Genomic DNA, 24,196 nt, shown 5'->3' with positions numbered 1-24,196 from the left:
GCGTTGATGCGCGTGCTTCGCGCCGCGCGGATTTTCCGGGAATTGACCGTGGATGTATCGACACTCGATCCGGCGGCTGACGAGAGCGGCGCCGGCCGTCCGCGCGCGGACGGCGCGCTCTCCCTATGGCCACAACGGCTCGACACCGGCTGGGCTTGTCTGAGCACCCCACCCAACGCCTATGCGTCACCGGCCGATCTGCCCGCGCAAGGCTGGCTCGCCGCGCCCGTACCCGGCACCGTCGCGAGCGCGCGGCGCGCCGCCGGTCTGCTCGATGTCGATCACCCGCCACCGCTCGCGTTCGACGATCACTGGTATCGCGTCACGCTGATCGGCACCGGTCGGCGCCGCCTGCGCTTTCATGGACTCGCGACGCTCGCGCAAGTGTGGCTCGACGATGTGAAGCGGCTCGATTGCGCATCGATGTTCATCGCCCATGATGTGGATATCGAACTGAATGGCCGTGCGACGCTCGTGCTGTGCTTTCGCTCGCTGACGCCGGCGCTGGCGGCCAAACGCTCCCGTGCGCGCTGGCGGCCGCGCCTCGTCTCGCCGCCGACGCTTCGCAACGTGCGCACCACGCTGCTCGGCCACATGCCCGGCTGGTGTCCGTCGATCCAGGCGGTCGGGCCGTGGCGTCCGATCGAGATGCTCGGCGACGCGCCGCACGCATTCGACACGATTGATCTGACCAGCCGGCTCGAGCACGACGATGGGGTTGTTTCGTTGACGTTACGTTTCGTACACCCCCACGACGCTGCCTGCCGCGCGACACTCGCGTGCGGCAACCATGTTTCGTGTTTGCAATGGCACGATGCATATACACTCACCGGCGACGTGCGCGTGCCCGATGCGAAACGCTGGTGGCCGCACACGCACGGAGAGCCCGCTTTATATCCGCTGACGTTGCAACTCGCCGACGGCAACGTGATCAGCCAATCTCTGGGCTCGATCGGCTTTCGTCTCATCGAAGTGGATCGCGGCGCCGATGCTGCGGGCTTTACCTTGCGCGTGAATGAGGTGCCCGTGTTCTGTCGCGGCGCGTGCTGGACCAGCGCCGATCTCGTCACGCTAGCAGGCACCGAAGCGCAATTGCGCCATACGTTCGAGCTCGCGCGCGCCGCCGGCATGAACATGCTGCGCGTCGGCGGCACGATGCTCTATGAATCAGATCTGTTTTATGCCCTCGCCGATGAGTACGGCCTGCTGATCTGGCAGGACTTCGCGCTGGCGAATTTCGACTACCCGAACGATGCCGCATTCAGCGCACTGATCGAGCGTGAAGCGAGCCAGTTCCTGACCCGCACGCGTCGCTTCGCGTCGCTGGCGGTGCTGTGCGGGGGCAGCGAGGTCGATCAGCAGGCGGCGATGTTCGGACTGCCCGCGGCGCGGCGCGCGCAACCGTTGTTTACCGAGCTGCTGCCCGCGCTCGTCGCGCGCGAACGCGCGGACGTGCCCTATGTCAGCAATTCGCCATCGGGCGGCGCGTGGCCGTTTTCGACTAACGAGGGCGTCACGCACTACTACGGCGTCGGCGCGTATCAGCGGCCGCTCGCCGACGTGCGGCGCGCGCAAGTGCGCTTCGCCGCCGAATGCCTGGCATTCGCCAACGTCCCCGACGACGCGACGCTGCACGACGCGCTCGGCACGATCCACACGCACGACCCGCGCTGGAAAGCCGCCGTGCCGCGCGATGCTGGCGCAGGCTGGGATTTCGACGACGTGCGCGATCACTATCTGCAGGCGCTTTACGGCGTCGAGCCGGCGCGCTTGCGCTATGAAGACACGGCGCGCTATCTGGATCTGTCGCGCGCGGTGGTTGCCGATCTGATCAGCGACGTGTTCGCCGAGTGGCGGCGCGCGGGCTCACCGTGCGGCGGCGGCCTCGTGTGGCAGTTCCAGGATCTGCGCGCGGGCGCGGGCTGGGGCGTGATCGACGCGACGGGACGGCCGAAAAGCGCGCTGCACGGCTTCGCGCAGACACTGCAGCCGTTGCAGGTCACGCTGACCGACGAAGGCCTGAACGGCCTCGATATCCATCTGATCAACGAGCGCGCGCAAACGTTTAGCGGCGAACTCGAACTGGTCTGTCTGCGCGACGGCAGCGTGAAGGTCACGTCCGCGCGCAGCGCGCTGACGCTTGCGCCGCGCAGCCTGCAACGCATCAGCGCGGCCGCGCTGCTCGGCCAGTTCTTCGACCTGACGCATGCGTATCGCTTCGGCCCGCGCGCGCACGATGTCACGATTGCAACGCTATACGATGCCGCGAGCGGCGACATCGTGTCCGAGGCGTTTCATCTGCCCGAGCGTAGCGTGCACGCGCGAGATGACCTCGGTATGACCGTTCAGGTCGAACGTCGTGGCGACGGCAACGGCTGGCAGCTCGCGATCGAAACGAAGCGCTTTGCGCGCTTCGTTCATATCACTGATCCGCACTATCGCGCGACGCGCGACTGGTTCCATCTCGCGCCGAACCGGCGCTGTATCGTGCCGCTGCATCCGCTCGAACCGCTGTCGCCGACCGCGTTCGCCGCGTCGCCGCAAGAAGTCGTTGCTTCTGCATCAAACGCGGCCTTTAAAGTGGATGAAACAAGCGCGGCGCCCCAAGGGGAAGTCCGCGCGATCAATGCGCTTTCCGCCATCTTTTACGGCTAGTGGTGGTTCCGAACTAGTCGCAGGCCCGCGAGGCGCGCCAGAGCCCGCTTCGCACCTCTCGAACTGTCTGCTCCGCGCAGTCACTGTTGGCTCGAACGCGACTGTTAGCGGCTCTGAAAGGCTTAGTGTGCGACAGCGGACGCACTTCATTTAACACTTCTGAATCATTTCCGACACTTCAGGTCGAGCGCTTCAAAACGTGCATGCGGCGCCAGGTTCAAATCTGAGACAGCTTCGACAGCCCTGCTGTTTTTGGCCGTGAAGCCTTTGATATCAAGGGATTCCCCGAAACCCAAAGCTTTCATACGATGCATTCCCCATCCGGAGGGGGTGTGCAGAACTGAAACAAAAAGCCGCTTTTCCCCTCCCGACGCACTCCAGTTTTGTTCGCTGCGCCGCATCAGCACACGTTTTCCCTGATGTTGGCACGGTCCTCGCTATTACCTTCACGCAACAGAGTGCCACCGCACACGAGCGCAACAACAGAGGCGGTGGCAGACAGGCCTATAACGGGGCCGATGCTGGTCATCCTAGCTGCCCGCCGGGCAGCCCTGTCCCGAGGATGCGGGCATCGGATCAAATAAACGGAGAGAGTCGCGCGCGGTGCGGCTTTCATGCGAGGACCGATCATGTTGACACTTCAATCCGATTTGCACGGTAACCATCTGCTGGGCGCATTGCCTTCGCACGAATGGCAAGCGCTGGCGCCCCACCTCGAACTGGTTCATCTGCGCACCGAGCAACTGCTATGCGACTCGGGTCAACGGATCCATCATGTTTACTTCCCCACCACCGCGATCATCTCGATGCTCTCGACGATGGAAGACGGCAGCTCCGTCGAAATCGCCGCGGTCGGCCGCGAAGGCATGACCGGCGTGCCGGTCCTGACGGGCGGCGAAACCATGCCCAACCGCGTGCAGGTGCAATGCGCGGGCTTCGCCTACCGGATGAGCGCGCAGGCGCTCAAGCAGCAGTTCGCGCGGTCCGACTTTCTGCGCCGCCTGATGCTGCTGTATATGCACGCGCTTCTGACCCAGGTCGCGCAGACCGCCGCGTGCAATCGCCATCACGCGCTCAACAAGCAACTGTGCCGCTGGCTGCTGATCGAAGTGGATCGCGTCGCGTCGAACGATCTGACCGTCACGCAGCAGCTGATCGCCGACATGCTCGGCGTGCGCCGCGAAGGGATCACCGAAGCGGCCGGCAAGCTGCACGACGAAGGCCTGATCCATCATAGCCGCGGTCATATCAAGGTGCTCGACCGCAAGGGCCTCGAAGACCGCGCGTGCGAATGCTACGGCCTCGTGAAACGCGAATTCGATCGTCTGCTGCCGCGCCTGCGCCAGGCGGAGACCGTCGAATAAGCGGGACGCCGTTCGATGACCGGGGTCGATTTGCCTATGCTTAGGGCTACTTCTCGATGTCTCGACGTGCTCTTCGTGATTGCAGGTGGTCTGCTAGCCCACTGGATCCGCTTTCCCGCGCCAATCGCGTTAGGCGATACCGAGCGCCTTCTGATTGCGTTCAACTGTGTGCTGGTTCTGCTGCTGTTTCCGGGCTTCGGCACCTATGAGACGTGGCGCGGCAAGGCGATTGCGCCAGTGCTCGCGAGAATCGCCGCCGCGTGGGTCGTGGTGGTCGCGACCTCGCTCGTGCTCGCGTTCACGCTGCATCGGATGGATGCGGTGTCGCGCCTATGGTTCGGATATTCGACGCTGCTCTCCGGCGCGCTGATCATTGCGACCCGCTGCATCATGCACGTGGTGCTGCGCTTCGTGCGCCGCCGCGGGATGAACGCGCGCACCGTCGCGATCGTCGGCGCACCGGGCTTTGCGCGCACGCTGCTCGCGCATCTCGAGCATGCGCCGCAAGCGGGCTTCAAACCGGTGTGCGTGTTCGACACTAGCGTGGCAGGCCGCGACGCCTCTGGCGCGCGTCTGGCCCGCCTGCCCGTGCTGACCGATCTGGAAGCGTTCGCGACGAAGGTGCGCGACGAACGCGTCAACGAAGTGTGGCTCGCGTTGCCACTTTGCGAGGAACACACGATCTATCGCTTCACGCGCACCTTCAGACACGACTTCGTCAATCTGCGCTTCATTCCCGACGTGCGCGGTCTGTCGCTGTTCAATCATGCGATCGTCGATGTCGTCGGTTTGCCGACGCTGAATCTGAGCGCGACGCCGTTCTCGCCGCCGCAGATGTGGCCCAAGCTGATGTTCGACCGCCTGTTCGCCGCGCTAGCGCTGTTCGCACTCGCGCCGATGTTCGTCGTGCTCGCGATCGGCATCAAGCTCACGTCGCCGGGACCCGTGTTTTTCCGGCAGATCCGCAAGGGCGTCGATGGTCAGCCGTTCTGCATCTACAAGTTCCGCTCGATGACCGTGCACCGGGAAGAGCACGGCCAGATCACGCAGGCGACCCGCAACGACTCGCGCGTGACGAAGCTCGGCAGCTTCATGCGCCGCACGAGTCTCGACGAGCTGCCGCAGTTTCTGAACGTGCTGCTCGGTCAGATGTCGGTGGTGGGTCCGCGCCCGCATGCGATCGAACACGATGATCTGTACAAAGACCAGGTGTACGGCTACATGCACCGCTACCGCATCAAGCCCGGCATCACCGGCTGGGCCCAGGTCAACGGCTATCGCGGCGCGACCGCCAAGGTCGAGAAGATGGAAGCGCGCGTCAAATTCGATCTCTTCTATATTCAGAACTGGTCGTTCTGGTTCGACATGAAGATCGTCTTCATCACGATTTTCAAGGGCTTCGTCGGCCGCAACGCGTTCTGATCATGCGATCGAGCGGATCGCTTCCGACGGTGGCGGCCATCGTGCCGGCGCCGCGGCGCGCTGCAAATAGAAACGCCAACTCCGGCGGCCCGATCGACGGCCGCCATCGTTGACGCAAGACAAAGAGCCGCGACGGACTCCATCATGGATGGACCCGCCGCGCGACACCGCCGCTACAGGAACTGGCTGACGTCGGTCTGAAACCGTACCGCGAGCGCCTTGGCGACTTTCTTGCTGATCGCGCGGCGCCCCGCGAGAATATCGCTGACCACGGTCGGCGACGCGATGCCGGCCAGATCCTTCTGCTTGAGACCATGCGTGGTCAGCAAATGGCGCAGGACCTCGCGCGGCTCCGCTTTTGGAATCGTCAGGTTGCGCGCTTGCCAGTGACCGACCAGCTCCTTCACGATCGCGTGCAGATCCGCGAGCGGATCATTTTCGTCGCCACTTAGATGATCGGACAGCGAGTTTGCGATGCGCACCATCTGGTGATAATCCTCTTCGGTGCGAATCGGCGTGATCGGCAACTGGCTCTTCAGCGCAGTCCAGGTTGCGGCAATGTCGGGAAAGGGTCCCGGAAGGCGATCGGCATTCATGAGTTTAAATTCGTCCTCGTCCAAAAGCCGTCGGCGCGTTAATCGGTGACGCGCGAATGACGACTGCCTGTTGTAGTGAATCGCCGTGGCACGCCGAATTGCCAGCACTGCGAACTTCGCAGTGAGGTCATTCAGCGGTCACGATAGCGAACGTCTGCTTCAGGTCGTTATGGCCACGCGAGGCATGCCGCACCAGCGAATATCTCGCCCGTAGCGCGTGGCGCGCACCCCGATGTAGTTTTTTGAAGTCCAGTCCTGCCTGCTTGACAATGGCCGGCCGCGGCTCGCCTTGCACGCGCGGTGCGTTTCGCGCGATACGCGATACGCACTGCCGACACAAAGCGCGAAGCGGACGCGCCCACACCAATAGCCGCCCGGACGCGTTGGTCAGAACGGCTCGTTACTGCCTGTTGCGAAATCACCGCATGACGACGAAAACCCTTCCCTCTCCTATCGAAAACTCCACGAGGCAAGAACAGCGAAAGACCCTCACCTCATTGCCTCCACCTGCTTTTCGACGCCGTGTCGCTGGCGATGCCGAGTTCCCGGGTCGCGAGATCGGACTCCGCCCACGTCACCTGCTCCCCCAGTTCCGCCGCCGGCAGACCCTGAGCGACCGCCGCAATCGTGCGCGTAACCTCGGCCATGAACGCCCGCCGGAACACCTGAGCCGAAAACCGTTCTGCATTCGCGCGACAGGCCGCCGGCGTGATGTACGCGCTCAGCCGCTCGAAGCGGTTGATCGCGTCGAGCACCGACACCGCCGTCTGACGCGCGAAGAAAACGCCGGTCGGATGCGGATCGCCGACCGGCACGACCGTTTCGAGCGCCCCGCCCTTGGCGAACGCAATGACCGGCGTGCCGCAGGCCTGCGCTTCGAGCGGCACGATGCCGAAATCTTCCTCGGCGGCGAACACGAAGGCTCGCGCGCGCGCCAGATAATCCTTCAGTACGCCAAATGGCTGATAACCAAGGACCGTCACGTTCGGTCCGGCTTTCGCGCGAATCGACGCCATCTGCGGCCCATCGCCGATCACGATCAGCTTGCGCTGCGGCGTCGCGTTGAACGTCTCGACGATCAGATCGATGCGTTGATGCGGCACCATCCGCGACACGCTCAGATAGAAATCGTCTTTCTCGGCGCGCAGTTCGAATTCGTTCACATCGACGGGCGGCGGAATCACTGCGGCATCGCGCCGATAGGTTTTCAGCATGCGCCGCGCGACCGATTGCGAATTCGCGATCAGACGATCGACACTATTCGTCGATTGCGCGTCCCAGCCGCGCAGATAATGCAGCAACACCCGCGCGGCCCACGACTTCGGTCCGCGCAGCAGATTCGCGTCGCGCAGATACTGATGCTGCAGATCCCACGCATAACGCATCAGCGAATGCACGTAGCTGATGTGCGTCTGATGTGGGCCGACCAGTACGCCCTTCGCGACCGCGCAAGAACTGCTTATGATCAGGTCATAGTTCGACAGATCGAACCGTTCGACGGCAAGCGGCATCAACGGCAAATAGGCGCGATACCGGGTGCGCGCAAACGGCAGGCGTTGTATGAACGACGTGGTGACCGGCTTACCGGCAAGCGGCGTGCGATCTTCGAGAAAATCGACGACGCTGAAAACATCGGCGTCGGGAAAGCACTCGATGATCTGCTCAAGCACTTTCTCGGCGCCGCCGGGAGCGACCAGCCAATCGTGCACGATCGCCACTTTCATATTCCGCCCTATCCGTCACGAAACGCCACCTGGCCTTGGAGAAGAGTGTATGTGCCACGTTCCTGACTGTGCGTGCGCGTGCACACATTCGACGTGCGACAGTTCGCGAGTAATTCGCAGAGTCCGTTCGCGTCTGCAAAATCACGGCTTGATTGCTGAGGTTTCGTCTGTGCACCACGGCTGACGTTTTCGTCGTCACCTCTTCTCGCTAGTCCTGGCCACGCGTTGCGATCGGAGCGCTGCGCGGGCGAATCGCACGCGACGCGGCGGGCATTGCGCGCGGCTAGCATCGACGGCGAATGGTCTGCGCGCGGGTCCAGGCATTTTCCGCCAGGTGCGCGCGATTGCCGCTGCGGCGGGCGAGCACAATAAAAAACGCGTGTGAACCGCTGGAGCGGTTCACACGCGTCAGAGCGAACGGAAATGCAGCCGCTTAATTCTGGCCGTACGTGATCGTTTGCACGCCGGTGTCGGTGCCGAGCAGGCACAGATTCGCGCCGCGGCCCGCGAACAGGCCGACCGTGACGACGCCGGGCCATGCGTTGATATGCGCCTCGAGCGTGCGCGGGTCGCTGATGCTCAAGCCCTTCACGTCGATGATCTCGTTGCCGTTGTCGGTGATGAACGGCGCGCCCTCTTTCGTCACACGCACGACCGGCACGCCGCCGAGCGCCGTCACGCGACGGCCGATCGCGGTACGCGCCATCGGCAGGACTTCGATCGGCAGCGGGAACTTGCCGAGCGTCTCGACGACCTTGCTCGCATCCGCAATGCAGACGAATACTTCCGACACCGACGCGACGATCTTCTCGCGCGTCAGCGCGCCGCCGCCGCCCTTGATCATTGCACCGCTGCGATCGATTTCGTCGGCGCCGTCGACGTACACCGGCAGCGAGTCGATCTCGTTCAGGTCGAGCACCTTGAAGCCGTGCGATTGCAGCCGCGCGGTGGTGGCGAGCGAACTCGACACCGCGCCGCGATAGCGGGATTTGGTGGCGGACAGCGCGTCGATGAAGCAGTTCGCGGTGGAGCCCGTGCCGACGCCGATCACCGAGCCTTGCGGCACGTTGGCGTTCACGTAATCGGCGGCGGCCTGGCCGACCAGTTGCTTGAGTTCGTCTTGAGTCATGGGAGAGGCGGGAAAAGCGTGAAAAACCGATAGTTTACCGGAGTGGCGGGGGGAGGGTTCGGTTTGGGCGCGCTTTGTGCCGGGGAGCGCACTCGATTGCCGGACACCTTTGGACACATTGAGTCGTAAGAATCATCCATCGCCCATATCGAACCGCTGTGGTGCTTGCTAGTTTTTAGGCCCGCAAGACCACAGAGGATTCTGGAATGTCGCAGGAATACGATGGAGATGGCGTGCGCTTGGTGCTCAGCGCGCCGCAGCTGGCCGCCATATTGACGCGCGGATCGATCAGCCAGACGGAGATGCTGAGCAACCGGCTCTGGGGCGGCCTGCAGGTCGCCGCAGGCGTAGCGGAGATGGTCGGAGCGGCAGCGCTATGCGTGCTGCCTGAACCGACGATGGCAAGCAAGGCCGGTTGCGTGATGTTCGGCGTGCATGGCTCGGACACGGCGGCGAGCGGTCTGCGTCAGATGCTGACGGGCAAGGACACGGCTACGCTGACACAGCAAAGCGCGACGAAGCTCGCCGAGTCGCTGAAAGCCCGCCCGGACCTGGCTAATCAGATTGGCGTGTCGATCGATATCGCGGTGCCGTTCGGACTCATCGGCTCGATCAGAGCCGCGCGCGTCGCGCGGATTACGATGGGGCGGATTAGTCTGGATGCGCATGAGGCCAAAGCCGGTAGCCGGATCGGCGGGCATACGATACTGAAGCATGTGGGGAGGACTGAGGCGCAGTTGCGGGAGCGGCTGCGATTGGAATCGGAGAGAAGAGTAGTATCGTCGTTTCGGGACTTGGCGGCCGCGGAATGGGCTATCTCCAAGGTGATGGAGTCCAACACGTCGAAAATCAGGAATTGGGCTCAGTCAAACCCAAGGCGTCTTTTGATTCTCTATCAGGACGTAGGGAGCAAGGTGGGCTATGGAGTCGTCCGGGCAACGGGGGAACTTAAAGAAATGAGTACTGTTCGAGTTTCTATTAAATTTGAGGAATACAACGGAATGCCCTATTACATTCTCACATCGTACTTACTGAAATGATCGACGAAACATCGTACCCACAGTTCTATGCATTGTTTGGCGGCTATCTCAATCAGGACTCGGACCTTTGGGGAGAGACTCTGGAGGAGATAGTCTCCTGCTTCAAGAGAGACAGTTCGCCCGAAGAGATCCAGGATACGTTGGCCGAAATAGAGAAATTCAGGCAGGAGGCAGGTGAAAAACTGGATGAAAAATTCGATGAGGCGTGTGGATATGATTTCGATCCCGTTTTATGGGGATATACAACCAGCACCTTCTTTGATGAATTAGCGAGAATTCTCACTACGTAACCTGTTGCGTGAATAGCCAATCCCTTGCACGCAAAACAAAGCGCCCGAAACCACCATCGCGTTTCGGGCGCCATCAATCGACCAACAACAAGAACGACGACAGAAAAACTACTTCTTCACCGCCCGCTGCCGCACCGCTTCAAACAGACACACCCCGCTAGCCACGGACACATTCAAACTCTCCACCGTCCCCGCCATCGGAATGTTCATGACGACGTCGCAGGTTTCACGCGTCAGACGCCGCATGCCCTCGCCTTCCGCGCCCATCACGAGCGCCACCGGCCCGTCGAGTTCCGTTTCGTAGACGCTCTTCTGCGCGTCGCCGGCCGTGCCGACCACCCAGACGCCCGCGTCCTTCAGTTCGCGCAGCGCGCGCGCCAGATTCGTGACCGTGATGTACGGCACCGTGTCGGCCGCGCCGCTCGCGACCTTCGCGGCAGTCGCGTTCAGTCCCACCGCGCGATCGCGCGGCGCGATCACCGCATGCGCGCCGGCCGCGTCGGCGACGCGCAGGCAGGCGCCGAGATTGTGCGGATCGGTCACGCCGTCGAGCACGAGAATCAGTGGCGAACCGCTGATCCCGTCGAGCAGTTCGGCAAGGTTCTGCGCGAGCGGCAGATCGCCCGCGCGCGCGACCACGCCTTGATGGCGCTCGGTGCGCGCGAGACCCCACAGACGGGTTTCGTCGGCGGCGATCAGACGCACGCCCGCGTCCTTCGCGGCCTGCAGGAATTCGGTCATACGACGGTCCTTGCGCGTCGCGTCGTAATAGACATCCTCGACCGTCGACGCATCGTGCCGGATACGCGCGGTCACTGCGTGGAAACCGTATAAAACCTTATGACGTGCCATGACTGAACAACCTTTGATTGGACGCGCATTCAACGCGCGCCACTGTGATGAAGATGAAACCAAAAGGCAGACCGCGCGCAACCGGCACGCGTTCACGTGCCCGCTGCGCGCGGTCCCGGCGCTGTGAAAGCCTCAGCGCTTCTTGCGTGCCTGCTTCGACGCCGCCTTGCTCGCGACGCCATGCTTCCTCGCCGCGCCGCGCGCGGCGCGCGCTTCCTTGACCGCCACGCTCTGCGCGGGCGCGGCTTTCTTGCGCCGCAGCCCCGGCACCGACGCGCCGCTTTCCGCCGACGGCAACACGCGCACTCGCGGGCCAGCGCCTTCACCCTTGTCCGCCGCCATACCGCGCGCCGCAGGCGGCTTGATCGGCGTATCGCGCACGAGACGGAAGTCGATCTTGCGCGCGTCGAGATCGACGCGGCTCACCTGCACGCGCACACGATCCGACAGCCGGTAGCGAATGCCGGTGCGCTCGCCGCGCAGCTCGTTCCTGATCTCGTCGTACTGGAAGTAGTCCGAGCCGAGTTCGGTCACATGCACGAGACCTTCGATGAACAGCGAATCGAGCTGCACGAAGATGCCAAACGACGTGACGCCGTTGACCATGCCGCCATACTCTTCGCCGAGCTTGTCGCGCATGAAATAGCACTTGAGCCACGCTTCGACGTCGCGCGATGCTTCGTCCGCGCGGCGCTCGTTGGCCGAGCAGTGCAGCCCGAGCTCTTCCCAGATCGCCACGTTGTTCGTGCGAGCGCGGGCACCGCGCTTTTCCTCGTCGGCCTGCTGCATTGCGCGGGCGCGCGGCGACAGCGCGGTATTGAGCTCGACGCCGTGCGGCGGCTGCGGCTGATACTTGCGGCCTTGCAGGATCGCGTAGATCGCGCGATGCGTGAGCAGGTCCGGATAGCGACGAATCGGGCTCGTGAAGTGAGCGTAGGCCTCGTAGGCGAGACCGAAGTGGCCGATGTTGTCGGGGCTGTAGACCGCCTGCTGCATCGAGCGCAGCAGCATCGTCTGCAGCATCGAGGCGTCGGGCCGGTCGCGGATCTGCGCCATCAGTGCGGCGTAGTCGCTCGCGTGCGGCGTGTCGCCGCCGCCGAGCGTCAGGCCCATGCCGCGCAGGAACGTGCGCAGGTTCTCGAGCTTTTCCGCGCTCGGGCCCGCATGCACGCGGAACAGGCCCGGGTGTTTGTTGCGCTTCAGGAAATCCGCCGCGCACACGTTCGCGGCCAGCATGCATTCCTCGATCAGCTTGTGCGCGTCGTTGCGCGTGCGCGGCACGATCTGCTCGATCTTGCCCTGCGCGTTGCAGACGATGTACGTCTCCGTCGTATCGAAGTCGATCGCGCCGCGCTTCTGGCGCGCCGCGAACAGCGCCTTGTAGACGCCATACAGATTCTGCAGTTCCGGCAGCAATGCCGCACGGCGGGTCGCCTCGGGGCCCTTGGTGTTTGTCAGCACCGCGGCGACTTCGGTGTACGTGAGCCGCGCGGCCGAATGCATGACGCCCGGATAGAACTGATACGCCTTCACGTCGCCACGCGCGGTGACGATCATGTCGCACACGAGCACGCAGCGGTCGACTTGCGGATTCAGCGAGCACAGTCCGTTCGACAGCTTCTCAGGCAGCATCGGGATCACGCGGCGCGGGAAATACACCGACGTACTGCGCTCGATCGCGTCGGTGTCGAGCCCGCTTTGCGGCAGCACGTAATGCGACACGTCCGCGATCGCGACGATCAGGCGGAAGCCGTCGCCGCGGCCCACCTTGACCGGCTCGCAATAGACGGCGTCGTCGAAGTCGCGCGCGTCCTCGCCGTCGATCGTGACGAGCGGCACGTCGCGCAGATCGACGCGATGGCGGATGTCGGCCGGGCGCACTTCGTCGGGCAGCTTGGCCGCTTCGCCGAGCGCGGCCTCGCTGAATTCGTGCGGCACGCCGTACTTGCGCACCGCGATTTCGATTTCCATGCCGGGGTCGTCGATATCGCCGAGCACTTCGACCACGCGGCCGAGCGGCTGCGAATGACGGCTCGGGAAATCGGTCAGCTCGACCACCACGACCTGGCCGACCTTCGCCTTGCGGGTGTTCTGCGTGATCAGGATGTCGTGGCCGATGCGCTTGTCTTCGGGCGCGACGATCAGCGCGCCGTTCTCGTTGAGCAGACGCCCGATCACGCGCTTGTTCGCGCGGTCCGTGACCTCGACGATGTGCCCTTCGGGCCGCCCACGCCGGTCATAGCCGACGATGCGCGCGAGCACGCGGTCGTTGTGCATGACCTTCTGCATCTCGCCGTTGGGCAGGAACAGGTCGTCCTGGCCGTCGTCGCGAATCAGGAAACCGTAGCCGTCGCGATGGCCCTGCACGCGGCCCGCGACGAAGTTCGACGGATGAGTCAGTTGATAGAGATTGCGCTGATCGAGCCGGATCTGGCCGTCGCGCTCCATCGCGCCGAGACGCTTGAAAAATCCTTCGCGCTCCTGGCGCTTGATCGACAGGGCTTCGGCGATGTCGTTCGCGGCAAGCGGCGTTTCACTCGTGCGCAGCACGCCGAGGATTTCTTCGCGGCTTGGAATCGGATACGGAAATTTGCTCAAGGGCTTGTCGATGATTTTTTCTCGTTGCATGGACGTCGGTCGGCGATGTGGTCCGGCCTGGAAGGCGTTTGCTTAATGCGCGCAGTTGCGCTCGGCTGCATCTGTAAGGCGGCTGCGCTGCCTCGGTCATTACACCTGCTGCTTGCTGCTCTTCTGCTCGACTGCTCTACTGCGATTAGCACAGGAAACTGCCTGGGTTCGGCTCGTTCAACGCGAGGCCGACGCGCGTCTGGCTGATCGCATGTCGACACTCGCGTCGCGACACCGGATGTGCATCGTGCCAACGAACTACTGCGAGGCATTCTAACACCCGTGTCGGGCGCCACGCGGGCCTGCGCCGGTGGTTCGGACGCGTCGTGCGCCGGCTCGCCGCGAGGTTCAAACGCGTTCGGCAAATCGCTTGACAGGTCGGAATCGGTCGCTATAATGGCGGTCTTTGCAGTTCATCACCCGCCCAGGTGGCGAAATTGGTAGACGCACTAGGTTCAGGTCCTAGCGGTGGCAACACTGTGGAGGTTCGAGTCCTCTCTTGGGCACCAGATTCGAAAGTAGAGCCGCCTTCTGGCGGCTCACTTTTTTGTGTAAGGCCTGGCAATCGAAATCGCTGTTCCTATTTCGATTGCCGGATCAGCAGGACGGTGGTTCGGTAGCGGTTGCATCACTCCGCTGCGCGTTCAACCGGGCCGATGAGAAAAGCAAGTTTGTTTGAAGCAGAGATTGACAAACTTAATCATCTTGCTAAAATAGCGGTCTAGCTTGAAGACGTGCCCAGGTGGCGGAATTGGTAGACGCACTAGGTTCAGGTCCTAGCGGTGGCAACACCGTGGAGGTTCGAGTCCTCTCCTGGGCACCACAAGTTGTTCCGGCGTAAGCCGAAGTAGTTCGAGAAACCCCGTAAGATGCTCGTCTTACGGGGTTTTTTGTTATTCACAGCTGGGCTTCCGGAGCGCCAGGCCACGCTCTCAGCCCCACCTGCATTGCGGCACATGCGCCGATCTCGCCACGAAAGCCCATCAACATCAATCCCTCCGCATGCGAACAACCACCGCGAGCAAGCGGGCACGCATTTCATCGGCCGGCAAGTGCGTGGGCCAGCCGTGACCAGGAAGCAACCAGTCGAAGCGATACGCGACTAGCTTGCCAAGCGATTCGGTGAGCTCAGTCCATGAATACCAGCACGCGTCCCTGAACGCGACGAGGTCCCCCGCGCGCGGGCTCCACGCAAGCGAATCACCCGAGAACAACACGCTGTCGTCGAGCAGGTACACCACGCTGCCGCGCGTGTGCCCGGGCACAGGGATCGCGCTTACGCCGACCGCAATGTCCGTTGCCGATCCATCGTCGAGCAGGTCCGTTGCATAAGGCGCGGCCGACATGTCTTCCCGGTGAATCCAGACGCGCGCGCCGAAATGACGGGCGTATTTATCTGCGTCCGCGACGTCGTCACGATGCGATAGAAGGATGTGCGCGATGCCACCGTTCTCATCAAACCATTTCACGAGTTCCGCCGCGTAGCGCGGTGAGTCGATCATCAGATTGCCGTCCGGACGCCTCGCAAAGTAAGAGTGCGCGCCAAACGACGACCGCGCGTTAAATCCGCAGCGCCACACAGCCGACGTGATCGGCTGTGGAAAGATCGCGACACCCGGACGAGGCTGCTTCGTTTCACTCCGTACCGACGCCGTAGGACACACGAGCACCGCACGCCATGCGTCGACGTGCTCTTCGGGCGTAACGGGCTGCCGCAAGAAGACACTCTTGTCGTTTCGTTCGACAATCAGCCCCGGCGCGACGTGACGCGATGCACCGCAATTGATGCACGCTGTGTCGATGTACCACTCGCCTGGGACGGAATCGGCGTTGCGTGTCGGCTTCATTCGATGCTCCTGTCGTCCGGTCGGCAAATCAGGATCCACATACGTTTTCGCCCCGGCGCCCGCGTACGAGAGAAAGGGCGGCTCCATCACCGGTTGTGAGCAAGTTTGCTCCCACAAGCCTTTCCTTGCACACCGCCATCGCCAGGCTCCGCCCTCGATTCTGCATAAGCCATCGGATAGGCCACACCCGCGCGGTCTGATCCGCGGACGCGGTCACCACCCGCTCGCCGTCCGGGCTGAAGGCGGCGGAGCTCACGGCTCCCAAGTGCCCGGTGAGTTGCGCGATCACCAGGCCAGTCGCCGCGTCCCATACTCGCGCGGTCTGATCCGCGGACGCGGTCACTACCCGCTGGCCGTCCGGGCTGAAGGCGGCGGAGTCCACTGCCCGCTCATGCCCGCTGAACTGGCCGATCTGTTTGCCCGTCGCCGCGTCCCACACCCGCGCGGTCCCATCCGCGGACGCGGTCACCACGCGCCGTCCGTCCGGGCTGAAGGCGGCGGAAAAAACGGTGCCGCGATGGCCGCTGAGCACCACGATCTGTTTGCCGGTGGCCGCGTCCCACACCCGCGCGGTCCCATCCCAGGACGCAGTCACCACCCGCTGGCCGTCCGGACTATAGGCGACGGAATCGACCGGCTCCCGATGCCCGCTGAGCACCAGAATCTGTTTGCCCGAGGCCGCGTCCCACACCCGCGCGGTCCCATCCGCGGACGCCGTCGCCACCCGCTGGCCGTCCGGGCTGAAGGCGGCGGAAAAAACTGCCCCGTGATGCCCGCTGAGCTGCACGATCTGTTTGCCCGCGGCCGCGTCCCACAGCCACGCGGTCTGATCCGCGGACGCGGTCACTATCCGCCGGCCGTCAGGGCTGAACGCAGCGGAGTCAACCCACCCCTGATGCCCGCTGAGCAGCGCAATCTGCTTGCCCGTGGCGACGTCCCACACCCGCGCGGTCCTATCACGGGACGCCGTCACCACCCGCTGACCGTCCGGGCTGAAGGCGGCGAAAACGACTGGCTCCTGATGTCCGCTGAGCAGCAAGATCCCCTTCCCCGCGTCCCACGCGCGCGCTGTCCTGTCACGGGATGCAGTCAACACCCGCTGACCGTCCAGGCTGAAGACGGCGACGTTCACCGGCCCCTGATGTCCGATGAGCTGCACGATCGTCTGTCCGGTCGCCGCATCCCACACCCGCGCAGTCTTGTCATCGGAGGCGGTCACCACACGCAGGCCGTCCGGGCTGAAGGCGGCGGAGCTGACCGGTCCCTGATGTCCGGTGAGCTGCGTGATCACGTGGCCGGTCGCCGCATCCCACACCCGCGCGGTTTTGTCATCGGACGCGGTCACCACGCGCCGGCCGTCCGGGCTGAAGGCCGCGGAGAAAACCGGTCCCTGATGCCCGGCGAGCTGCGCGATCACGTGGCCGGTCGCCGCATTCCAAACCCGCGCGGTTTTGTCATCGGACGCGGTCACCACGCGCCGGCCATCCGCGCTGAAGGCCGCGAAGCTCACCAGTTCCCGATGCCCGCTGAGCTGCGCGATCACCTGGCCGGTCGCCGCATCCCACACCCGCGCAGTCCTGTCCGCGGACGCGGTCACCACGCGCCGGCCGTCCGGGCTGAAGGCCGCGGAGAAAACCGGCCCCTGATGCCCGATGAGCTGCACGATCTGTTTGCCCGCAGCAGCGTCCCACACCCGCGCGGTCCTGTCCGCCGAGGCGGTCACCACGCGCCGGCCGTCCGGGTCGAAGGCGGCGGAATAAACCAGATCCCGATGCCCGCTGAGCTTCACGATCTGTCTGCCCGTAGCCACGTCCCACACTCGCGCGGTCCTGTCCGCCGAGGCGGTCACCACGCGCCGGCCGTCCGGGCCGAAGGCGGCGGAATAAATCAGCCTCTGATGTCCGCTGAGCTGCACGATCTGTTTGCCGGTAGCCGCGTCCCACACCCGCGCGGTCCCATCCCAGGACGCGGTCACCGCCCGCTTGCCGTCGGGGCTGAATACGGCGGAATCGACCGCATCCTGATGCCCGCCGAGCAACGCAATTTGCATTGATGCCTGCGCGCCGCGCATGAGCTCCAGCTCTGCGTCAACCGATCCCGGCGAGAGCCAACTCTTGCGCATCGCCAGTATCGCAAAGCGCATTGCGCGATCGTAGATTCCCGCGTCGTTCGCCAACGTCGCCGCCGACGCCAGCACAACAGAAGTCTGGCGTGCGACCGTCCGGGTCTGATGAATGATCCACCCCCCTGTCGCAATCAGAATGAACGCGATTACGCCCATCAGTACCTGGATGAGTCGCTGCGTGGACGCTGTCCGTGTGTGAGCGATTCGCTGCAACTGCGACTCGCGCTCCTCGCGCCCGCGGCAAGCCCGCAAATAGGAAAGGTCATCCGTGCCCAGCATTCGTTCGAAATCCGAACGCTGCAGGATTGCCTCCGCGCTCGTCAGCCGCTCGCCGGCGTGGGCCAGCCAGGCCGTCCCCTGCCCGTGCTTTTGCCACTCGTGCGCCGCTCGCTGCACGCTTGCGACTGTCTTGAGCGCATCCGCGTCCGCGTCGAGCCAGGCGGCAAGGACAGGCCACTGCCGTAACAACGCCTCGTGCGCGATTTCAACGATGGTGGCTTCCGCATTGCCAGCTTCGGCCTTGCGCCGGTCTTGCAATAACAGTCGATACCGGATGAGACGCTTCAGGACGGCACGGGCGGATTCGGGAAGCTCATCCCAGCGTGCCACACGGCGCTTGCGCTGTTGCGTCAGCGGTTCGACGTGCGCGAGCCATGGGATCAAGCCATCGCGCAGCAGGCGCTCGCGCTCGGCCTTATTTGCTGGAACGGCGGGCTCCCGTCCGGGATCGGCAAATGCCGATTCGACCGCGGCCTCGATGGAACCGCGCATACCCCCGATCGCCTGATAGTCGGCTACGCTGAAGCTTCCGGTGGCGCCATAGTCGGCAAATAGCCGCTCGAGCGTGAAGGCCAGAAAGGGCAATGCGTCTGACCCTTCAGTATCTCGAAGAAGCCGCTCGGTCAGCGCTGGCTCGATCGTCAGCTTACGCCCGGCGGCGGTAGCCCGCGCGGCAGGACCCTCGATCACCGCCTTGAATTCCGCGCGCTCCAATGGAGGGAGACTGAAGACACGCGGTGGCACGCCGCGCAGCGTTGGCGCGCTCTGCAATTGCTGGTAAGCGTCTGTGCGGATCGCCACGACCGCAAGCGCACGCTGCCGTTTGCCGATCGTCTGAATGCCCTCGTGTTGCGCCGTGGCGAGCGTCCTCGCAAGCAGGGACAGGAAGTGCGAAGACTCCTCTTCGCCTTCCGCGCTGAACAATTCCTCGCCCTGGTCGATGCAGACCAGAACGGTCGGCGCAACGGCATCTGACCCGAGCCGCGAGCACTGCAGCGTTTGAAGCTGGCCAAGCAATTGCTCGAATCCATCAGGAGTCTGAACTGCCTGGCGGATCTCGGCGCGCGTCCTGAGTACCGCGAGTTCCTGAAAGGCCAGCTCGATACTGACGACGAGTCCCGTGGCGCCAGTAACAACAGCCCGCTCCGGCCGGATCACGGGAAGCGGCAAAAAGTTTCGGTCATCGCGCTTCAGGCGCGGCCACAGGCCGGCCCGCACAAAGGACGACTTGCCCGCTCCGGATGCGCCGAGGATGACCAACATCCGCTCGATCCCCTGCTCGCGGACGCTGCGTAGCGTATCGAGCCCGCGCAATACCGCCGTGTCCCGGCCAAAGAACACGGCCGCATCCTCGGCCTCCAGCGCTCTCAGTCCCGGATAAGGGGGGCGCTCGGCATCGTTGGCCGGCGGCCACGGAAAGCCCGACGGAGCGGAGCCGGCTCGTCGCAGCCCAAGCTCGAGCCGGGCAAGCCCCGCTTTAGCGAACGAGACTTCAGTTGCCGAAACGAGCGGGTCATGCGAGACCCGGAAGCTCTGGCGTTGAGTCCCGGCGGTGAGGTCACAGACCTGCCATTGCGCCGTCAATTCTTTCGGCAAGGCGTCGATCGGCGTCGCCTCGACGAGCACACCGAAGATTGTCTTGCCCAGGAATCTGGCAAAGGTTAACTGAGCCAGGCACGAGCGAGAGTCACACCATGCGGGCGAAATCAGAAACAGCACGGCCTCGCAGCGGTCGGCCGCAGACTTGAGCGCTTCCTGCCAGCGTTGCCCAGCAGCCAACCCCTCGACCGGCTCGAGGTCCAGGAAGTAATCATCCCAGCCGTTATCGGCAAGCCAGTGTCCGATCGCGAGCGCGAGAGCGTTATTCGCGCTGGCGTGGCTGATGAAGATTCTGGGCATCGCGCTGCGAACTTCAGTCCCGCAGTTGACTGCGCTCGGAAAGGACACCGTCCACCTCATGTGTTTGAGTCTGGCATCCCGCGCGCAGCATTGATTGCCTCAATGCTTTATAGCTCGCGCCTGGCGGACACGATGAGGGCGTCCAGCTTGTCCGCGGTCCGGCATTCGTCAAGCGGCGTGTAGACGGTGAGCTTGCGATCGGAGCCGTCCAGCAGCGCGAAACTGGTGTATTCGAAGACCATCAGGCCTTTTCGCGGATGCCTGATGCGTTTGATATTCGATAACGGATTGAGCACCTCGTGTCTGCGCCACCACGTATTGAATTCGTCGCTCCTGTGTCGCAGCGTCGATATCAGCCGTTCAAAATCAGGATCGCCCACATAGCGGGCACTGTCGTTACGGAACATCGCAAGGGACGCACGCGCCACTTCCTCCCAGTCAACGAGCAAACGGCGGTGCCGCGCATTCGCGAAAACCATGAACATCAGATTGCGCTCATCCACCGAAAGCTGCCCGTAGTCACCAAATACCAAGGTGGCGGCCCGATTCCAGCCCAGGATATCCCAGCGACGGCCAGTGACGTAAGCGGGCTGGCCTGACAGGCTGGCGAGCATCCGTTGCACCGGCTCCTCGAGCTTTTCCGGATTCGTCGACTGGAGTTCCGGCGACGGACGATCGCTCAATACGAACAGATGCCGCCGCTCAACGGCGTCCAGTCGCAACGCATCCGCGATTGCGATCAGCACCTCTTCGGACGCGCGGACGTCGCGCCCCTGTTCGAGCCAGGTGTACCACGTGATACCGACGTCCGCGAGCATCGCGACTTCCTCGCGGCGCAGCCCCGGCGTGCGTCGTCGAAAACCGTCCGGCAATCCGACCGCGGCCGGACTCAGGTGCTCGCGCCGCGACCTCAGGAATGCGCCTAGCTCACCACGGCGCCGTTCGGCGGCGAGGGTTCTGACGTTCATCGTCATCGTGGTAGCTCCCTATACCAGTATCGATCCAGCACTGTTTGTCGCGCGGCAAAGCGCACAGGATGAAGACGAAACCAACTTCCAGTCTATTCAATCATGAACATGACGAACAAGCTTGTGCTGGTTACCGGCTCCACCGACGGACTCGGCCGCTGCGTCGCGAATCGGCTGGCAGCCCAGGGCGCGCATGTGCTCGTTCACGGGCGAAACATGGAACGGGGCGAATCCGTCGTTCGCGAGATAGCGGATGCGGGAGGCAAAGCGACTTTTTATCCGGCTGATCTGTCTGCGTTCGCGGAAGTTCAATCGCTGGCAAGCGCGATCGGACGCGCGCACGATCGACTCGACCTGCTTATCAACAACGCAGGCATCGGGACCGGTCCGCGTGGCTCGATCAGGCAAGTCACGGCGGATGGAATCGAATTGCGGTTCGCGGTGAACTACCTCGCGGGCTTTGCCCTGACGAGGCTTCTGCTGCCTCTATTGCTGAAGGGCTCGAGATCGCGGATTGTCAATGTTGCTTCCGTGGGACAACACCCGATCGATTTCGACGACGTGATGTTGAGCCACGGCTATAGCGGTACCGCGGCCTATTGCCAGAGCAAGCTCGCGCAAATCATGTTCACGTTCGATCTGGCCGACGAACTGGCGCAGACCGGCGTGACGGCGAATTGTCTGCATCCGGCCACATACATGGATACGACCATGGTGAGGGATGGGGGAATCACGCCTCTGAGCACGGTCGAGCAAGGTGCTGACGCGGTTCTTCATCTTGCGGCCAGCACCGCAATGGAAGGCCGTACCGGCCTCTATTTCGACGGCATGAGGCTCGCCAGAGCTCATCCCGACGCCTACAACCCTGCGCTTCGCAAGCGACTGCGTCAGCTCAGCTTTCAGTTGACGGACCCGTCGCTGGCACATTGACACATCGAACTTCGATGTCGGTCCGCCCGGGTTCCGGAAACCCGGCATTTTTCAAAGAGCGGAAACTTGAACCATGTCACATCATGTCTTCATTGTCGGCGGTTCTTCCGGAATTGGCTTCGCTACAGCGAGCCGGCTACTGGACCGGAGATACGCGGTTACGATTGCCGGGCGAGATTCGGCGAAACTGGCCAAAGCGAAGGCCGCGTTGCGCGGCGCTGCAAATACGGTGAGATTCGATGCATCCGATGCATCGACCATCGCCGGCACGTTTGCCGAGATTGGCGCAATCGATCACCTGGTTCTCGCGCTCGGCAGTGGCAAGGGTGGCGGCCCGTTTTCAGCCGTCAGTCTCGATGCGGTGCGTATGGGATTCGATGAGAAAGTGTTTCCTCATTTCGCGTGTGCCCAGGCGGCCCTTGCGTCGATTGCGAAAACCGGAAGCATCACTTTTCTCTCTGCCGTATCGGCACACTCGGCCATGCCCGGAACAGCGGGCCTCGGCGCAGCGAACGCGGCGATTGCCGCGATCGTGCCGATCCTGGCGGCAGAGCTACGCCCGTTGCGGATTAACGCAGTTTCCCCTGGCGTCATTGATACGCCGTGGTGGGACTTTCTGTCGGAGCAAGATAAGGAGTCCGCTTTTGCCGGTTATGCGGCGAGAACGCCGGTAGGACGAATTGGCCAGCCTGACGACATTGCCATGGCGATTGAGTTTCTGATTTCGAACTCCTTCATGTCTGGGCAAACCATCATATGCGACGGCGGAATTGGTCTGGATTCGACTGGCCAGACCGTCCCGCTGACCGAGCCTCGCTGACGATCTGCATCAGGTGTCACCAGTGGGAACGATTCCCGCCGCCTCGACCATCAGGATCACCGTTTTCACAGGCGCTCGAGGGCGATGCAGCAGGCCTTTATGCACGACAAACGCCTGTCCCGGGGCTAGATCGACGACCCGGTCCTCGAGGTCAATCAGGAAGCGTCCGCTAACCACATAAAAGAATTCGTCCTGCGCGTCATGTTTGTGCCAATGATATTCGCCCTGCACGACCCCCAGCCGAACTACCGACTGGTCCACCTGACACAGCGTCTGGTTGTACCAGGGATGGCCGTTTGCCGCCACGAGGGCGGGCACGTCGATGACTTCGCCGAAGGAGTAGAGGACGTTAAGGTGGGTCGAGTACGGAAAGGAATCGGTGCTCACATCAGTCTCCGTGAACGTCAGTTCGTGTCGAAGATGCGAGCCACTGTAGGCCTTGCCAGTTCTGTTGGTCTTGTACCGGACCGTCAATCTTTGGTACGGGAGCGACCTTCGAGCAACTGCGCGCGGTACGCGCCTGGTGTCAGCCCCATCCTGCGCCGAAACACGCGCGTAAAGTGGCTTTGATCGGCGAAACCGGCGGCCTGAGCAATCGCTTTGAGCGAATGGCGTCCACCGGTCAATTGAGCGCATGCAAAATCGAGTCGAAGCTGGCGCACGTAATCTCCGACAGTACAGCCATAGTGCTTGCGGAATTCCCGCGCAAGGTGGTCGGCGCAAACATGGCTGTCCGAAGCGATTTCGTCCAACGTCAACGTCTCACGAAAACGATCGTGCAGCAATGCTTCCACGCGAGCGAGCCATCGACGTGAACCGCCAACCGTCGCCGCGCGCGGGACGGCCCGCTCGCACGCCGCAAGAAGTTCGAGTACCAGCCCTTCGACTGCTAGCGACGTAGCCGAATCCTGCTCACGGCACTCGCGGACGAGACGGCGCATGAACGACAACGGAGCTCCGCTGGCGAAGTCATCCGGGCGATCGAGGACTTGGGTCCGACCGCCCAGCCGATCCAGCCACGAAGACGAAAATTCGACATGGAGCGCCTTGCCGCCGGCCCCGTACCAGCAATTTGCGTGCGGTACGGCTGCGGGGAAAAGCGTCAGTGACATCGGCCCGTCTTCGCCGCCGCGTGACGGCCAGGATCGTGTACCGCGTCCGTCCAGCACGAAACAGAAAAACGGATTCACATGTTCGTGCTGCGGAATGATGAGATCCGTTGCGAATTGGGTCTCCACGACCGAAATGCCATCATCCCTGTATTGCAGGGTGGTAGCGCCGAAGTAGTCGCCCGGCTCAAGTACCCGTAGCATGGGATTGCTCCCAAAGAGACGTTGCAGTCGATATTACACACTTGTTGGCCCTGCGAGTCAGCTCCTGCCACGATGTCGGAACGAGCACTTTATTTCAAGAATATTTTTACATTTAAATTACGATTGCATATCAATCGATAGATAATTTTTTGTGAAAAATTCATTCGGAATGCGCATGCTTCAAACGTGTCATTCCACTGACATTCCAAACTGACTAAATGTTGCCGTGCTGAAAGCTCCAGAGCGGCACCGTTGCAATGCGTCCCGCCTGGACGAATCGCTGGCACATATCCTCGATCAGGGCAAACCGACCTG

Annotated in this window: 18 protein-coding genes and 2 tRNA genes; 9 read left to right on the top strand and 11 right to left on the bottom strand. The window is 63.0% G+C overall.

All coding sequences use genetic code 11. From position 1 onward, the window contains the following. Nucleotides 1-6 precede the first annotated feature (6 nt). Nucleotides 7-2,655, top strand: coding sequence for a glycoside hydrolase family 2 protein (locus tag AB3X95_RS01795; RefSeq protein ID WP_368620525.1), 2,649 nt, complete (start codon nt 7-9; stop codon nt 2,653-2,655). Nucleotides 2,656-2,819: 164 nt separating this feature from the next. Here the strand turns inward: AB3X95_RS01795 and AB3X95_RS01790 are convergent, their stop codons facing one another. Beyond that, entirely contained in the window at nt 2,820-3,062 is a 243-nt protein-coding gene (locus tag AB3X95_RS01790; protein WP_176119963.1) for a hypothetical protein, read from the bottom strand. Between the two features lie 222 nt (nt 3,063-3,284). On the opposite strand from AB3X95_RS01790, the gene AB3X95_RS01785 reads away from it, so the two are divergent. Further along, the gene (locus AB3X95_RS01785; RefSeq protein ID WP_062123840.1) at nt 3,285-4,019 is read left to right on the top strand and encodes a Crp/Fnr family transcriptional regulator; all 735 of its coding nucleotides are present in this window, start codon (nt 3,285-3,287) and stop codon (nt 4,017-4,019) included. A gap of 36 nt (nt 4,020-4,055) precedes the next feature. Beyond that, the gene (locus tag AB3X95_RS01780) at nt 4,056-5,441 is read left to right on the top strand and encodes an undecaprenyl-phosphate glucose phosphotransferase (protein ID WP_368620524.1); all 1,386 of its coding nucleotides are present in this window, start codon (nt 4,056-4,058) and stop codon (nt 5,439-5,441) included. 173 nt (nt 5,442-5,614) lie between these two features. Here the strand turns inward: AB3X95_RS01780 and AB3X95_RS01775 are convergent, their stop codons facing one another. From AB3X95_RS01775 to rpiA, 3 genes are all read right to left on the bottom strand, one after another. Beyond that, nucleotides 5,615-6,037 (bottom strand): type II toxin-antitoxin system HigA family antitoxin, encoded by a 423-nt coding sequence (locus AB3X95_RS01775; RefSeq protein ID WP_176119965.1) that lies wholly within the window; start codon nt 6,035-6,037, stop codon nt 5,615-5,617. A gap of 494 nt (nt 6,038-6,531) precedes the next feature. Then, on the bottom strand, nt 6,532-7,761 hold the full coding sequence (locus AB3X95_RS01770) for a glycosyltransferase (RefSeq protein WP_176119966.1): 1,230 nt from the start codon (nt 7,759-7,761) through the stop codon (nt 6,532-6,534). Between the two features lie 433 nt (nt 7,762-8,194). Next, nucleotides 8,195-8,890 (bottom strand): ribose-5-phosphate isomerase RpiA, encoded by a 696-nt coding sequence (gene rpiA / locus AB3X95_RS01765; protein ID WP_368620523.1) that lies wholly within the window; start codon nt 8,888-8,890, stop codon nt 8,195-8,197. Nucleotides 8,891-9,096: 206 nt separating this feature from the next. On the opposite strand from rpiA, the gene AB3X95_RS01760 reads away from it, so the two are divergent. Both AB3X95_RS01760 and AB3X95_RS01755 read left to right on the top strand, forming a co-directional pair. Then, nucleotides 9,097-9,930, top strand: a complete 834-nt coding sequence (locus tag AB3X95_RS01760; protein WP_368620522.1) for an RNase A-like domain-containing protein — start codon at nt 9,097-9,099, stop codon at nt 9,928-9,930. After that, complete coding sequence (locus tag AB3X95_RS01755) at nt 9,927-10,220, top strand: contact-dependent growth inhibition system immunity protein (RefSeq protein WP_013089241.1); 294 nt, start codon at nt 9,927-9,929, stop codon at nt 10,218-10,220. Before AB3X95_RS01760 ends, AB3X95_RS01755 begins: the two co-directional genes overlap by 4 nt. 108 nt (nt 10,221-10,328) lie before the next feature. Here AB3X95_RS01755 and rlmB read toward each other — a convergent pair whose 3' ends face one another. Beyond that, nucleotides 10,329-11,072 carry a 23S rRNA (guanosine(2251)-2'-O)-methyltransferase RlmB gene (rlmB, locus tag AB3X95_RS01750; protein ID WP_013089240.1) on the bottom strand — a complete coding sequence of 248 codons (744 nt, stop codon included), beginning with the start codon at nt 11,070-11,072 and terminating at the stop codon, nt 10,329-10,331. 132 nt (nt 11,073-11,204) lie between these two features. Next, nucleotides 11,205-13,700, bottom strand: a complete 2,496-nt coding sequence (rnr, locus tag AB3X95_RS01745; protein ID WP_368620521.1) for a ribonuclease R — start codon at nt 13,698-13,700, stop codon at nt 11,205-11,207. A 422-nt stretch (nt 13,701-14,122) separates the two neighbouring features. Between rnr and AB3X95_RS01740 the strand changes: the two genes are divergently transcribed. Both AB3X95_RS01740 and AB3X95_RS01735 read left to right on the top strand, forming a co-directional pair. After that, nucleotides 14,123-14,209 (top strand) — tRNA-Leu (locus tag AB3X95_RS01740). A gap of 227 nt (nt 14,210-14,436) precedes the next feature. Beyond that, nucleotides 14,437-14,523: transfer RNA gene (locus tag AB3X95_RS01735), tRNA-Leu, on the top strand. 166 nt (nt 14,524-14,689) lie between these two features. Here the strand turns inward: AB3X95_RS01735 and AB3X95_RS01730 are convergent. The 3 genes from AB3X95_RS01730 to AB3X95_RS01720 all read right to left on the bottom strand — a co-directional run bounded on the left by AB3X95_RS01730 (nt 14,690) and on the right by AB3X95_RS01720 (nt 20,824). After that, a complete protein-coding gene (locus AB3X95_RS01730) occupies nt 14,690-15,547 on the bottom strand; it encodes an MBL fold metallo-hydrolase (RefSeq protein ID WP_368620520.1) in 858 nt (285 codons plus the stop codon). 28 nt (nt 15,548-15,575) lie between these two features. Continuing rightward, nucleotides 15,576-19,850, bottom strand: coding sequence for a TIR domain-containing protein (locus AB3X95_RS01725; protein WP_368620519.1), 4,275 nt, complete (start codon nt 19,848-19,850; stop codon nt 15,576-15,578). A 107-nt stretch (nt 19,851-19,957) separates the two neighbouring features. Beyond that, nucleotides 19,958-20,824 carry a helix-turn-helix transcriptional regulator gene (locus AB3X95_RS01720; RefSeq protein WP_368620518.1) on the bottom strand — a complete coding sequence of 289 codons (867 nt, stop codon included), beginning with the start codon at nt 20,822-20,824 and terminating at the stop codon, nt 19,958-19,960. Between the two features lie 96 nt (nt 20,825-20,920). Here AB3X95_RS01720 and AB3X95_RS01715 point away from each other — a divergent pair, with 96 nt between their 5' ends. After that, on the top strand, nt 20,921-21,748 hold the full coding sequence (locus AB3X95_RS01715) for an SDR family NAD(P)-dependent oxidoreductase (protein WP_368620517.1): 828 nt from the start codon (nt 20,921-20,923) through the stop codon (nt 21,746-21,748). Between the two features lie 73 nt (nt 21,749-21,821). Continuing rightward, complete coding sequence (locus AB3X95_RS01710; RefSeq protein ID WP_184225640.1) at nt 21,822-22,568, top strand: SDR family oxidoreductase; 747 nt, start codon at nt 21,822-21,824, stop codon at nt 22,566-22,568. Between the two features lie 9 nt (nt 22,569-22,577). Here the strand turns inward: AB3X95_RS01710 and AB3X95_RS01705 are convergent, their stop codons facing one another. Further along, entirely contained in the window at nt 22,578-22,955 is a 378-nt protein-coding gene (locus AB3X95_RS01705; RefSeq protein ID WP_368620516.1) for a cupin domain-containing protein, read from the bottom strand. Between the two features lie 83 nt (nt 22,956-23,038). Continuing rightward, nucleotides 23,039-23,881 carry a helix-turn-helix transcriptional regulator gene (locus tag AB3X95_RS01700; RefSeq protein ID WP_368620515.1) on the bottom strand — a complete coding sequence of 281 codons (843 nt, stop codon included), beginning with the start codon at nt 23,879-23,881 and terminating at the stop codon, nt 23,039-23,041. Nucleotides 23,882-24,196: the final 315 nt, after the last annotated feature.

It is taken from the genome of Paraburkholderia sp. BR13444 (assembly GCF_040948755.1).
Lineage (GTDB): Bacteria > Pseudomonadota > Gammaproteobacteria > Burkholderiales > Burkholderiaceae > Paraburkholderia > Paraburkholderia youngii.
The sequence above is the reverse complement of the archived record's forward strand: the minus strand, read 5'-3'. Positions and strand labels throughout refer to the sequence as shown.